The organism is Paraburkholderia tuberum STM678 (assembly GCF_902833905.1).
Classification (GTDB): Bacteria; Pseudomonadota; Gammaproteobacteria; order Burkholderiales; family Burkholderiaceae; genus Paraburkholderia; species Paraburkholderia tuberum.
Window position 1 is genome coordinate 1 of the sequence record NZ_CADFGP010000159.1, and the last position, 1746, is coordinate 1746.

General features: G+C 58.3%; 1 protein-coding gene and 2 pseudogenes. All 3 read left to right on the plus strand.

Annotated features, from left to right (window positions below):
* A pseudogene (locus HWY30_RS40705) lies at positions 1–93 on the plus strand (transposase); the annotation flags it as partial.
* Between the two features lie 129 nt (positions 94–222).
* Positions 223–1353, plus strand: coding sequence for an IS110 family RNA-guided transposase (locus HWY30_RS40710; RefSeq protein WP_090812091.1), 1131 nt, complete (start codon positions 223–225; stop codon positions 1351–1353).
* A gap of 292 nt (positions 1354–1645) precedes the next feature.
* Positions 1646–1746: pseudogene (locus HWY30_RS40715) on the plus strand (transposase); the annotation flags it as partial.

Consider the following 1746-nt stretch of genomic DNA (forward strand, 5'->3'; position numbering starts at 1 on the left):
GGCTACTACTGGATTATCGACGACACCGGTATTCCAAAGAAGGGACGTCATTCGGTTGGTGTGGCACGTCAGTACTGCGGGCAGCTCGGCAAGTCAGTATGACTCCGTGGCAGCGAGGCTGGCCGCCGCTGGGAAGTGAAGCGCGGGTTAGCATGTTGCCAGAGCCGCAAGAGTGTGGCCGGAGCCACCACTCGACGGTTTGTTTCCGACACGGAGGCCAGCATGAACCAAGATAGCACATTGTACGTTGGGCTCGACGTTCACAAAGACTCGATCACGGTTGCCTACGCGATGGGCCTGGACGAAGTTGAACTGTTCGGCAAGATCGGCACGACGCAGAGCGAAGTCGATCGTCTTTGCAAGCGACTGCAATCCAAGGCCCGCCATGTTCACGTTGTCTATGAGGCCGGCCCTTGTGGCTATGGACTGAATCGCCGGCTCCTCGAGAAAGGCTTCGATAGCATGGTGTGTGCCCCATCGCTGATTCCGAGAAAGCCTGGTGATCGCGTCAAGACCGACCGGCGCGACGCGTTCAAACTGGTGCGCTCGCTGCGAGCCGGCGATCTATCCGCCGTGCATGTGCCGAGCGTGGAGGACGAGGCGTTTCGCGATCTGGCCAGGGCGTGGTCATCTGCCCGGGATGATCTGAAACAGGCCAGGCTGCGGCTGAAGTCTTTCCTACTGTCGCACGGCGTCCAGTACTCCGGCCGGGCAAATTGGGGCCCGGCCCACCGGCGCTGGCTGAGTACCCTTTCGTTCGATAGTACATGGCAGCAACTGGCGTTCAACGAACACCGCCGCACCATTGAAGATCGCCTCGCGCAATGTGACCGACTGGAAGCAGCGCTGCGCGAAGCGGTTGTGAACTGGCGGTTCTATCCGGTCGTGCTGGCGTTGCAGGCGATGCGTGGCATCCAGTTCACGTCGGCGGTGGGGCTAATATCCGAGCTGGGCGATCTCTCGCGCTTCGACCATCCGCGACAGTTGATGGCTTGGCTCGGCGTCACGCCGTCGGAACATTCATCAGGTAACAAAAGGCGCCAAGGCAGTATCACCAAGGCCGGGAATAGCTATGCAAGAAAGCTGCTGGTCGAATCAGCCTGGAGCTACCAGCATCCGGCGCGCGTGAGCAAAGACATACAGAAACGGCAGGAAGGCATACCCAAGCCCATTGTCGATCGGGCCTGGGATGCCCAGCTACGCCTGTGTGGCCGATATCGCCGGCTCGTGGCCAGAGGAAAGAGCCGGCAGGTTGCAATCATTGCCTTGGCTCGTGAACTGGCCGCGTTCATCTGGGACATCGGTCGAATGGGGATGACCCTGGCGGTACCGCAAAGCGAACAGCCTGCGTAACGATTTTTTCCAACCACCCGACAGCTCACACTGCGAAGTTTCCTGAAGGCGGCGTAGCCCGGTATCTGAGTAATCCGCGCTCCTGTTTGGCAACGGCATCAGGCCGACTTGCGTGGAAAGAAAGCGGCAGGCTCATGACACGGACCTCTGTAATGCGGTAGCCAATCCGCGAATATCAGCGTGATCCACCGTCGAGATTTACTGCTACGCCGCCCTCAGGAAATTCCTAAACGCCTATGGATAAAAAATGTTGAAAATTTAAAAACCATCCTATTGACACGTGGAGTCATATCAACAGGAGAACTGTCAGGTCGCCGTGAGCCTGTCGATCGCGACACAACGCGGCAGTTTGCCGATTGCCTGGCAACTGTATGTCCCCAAAGAATGGATTGA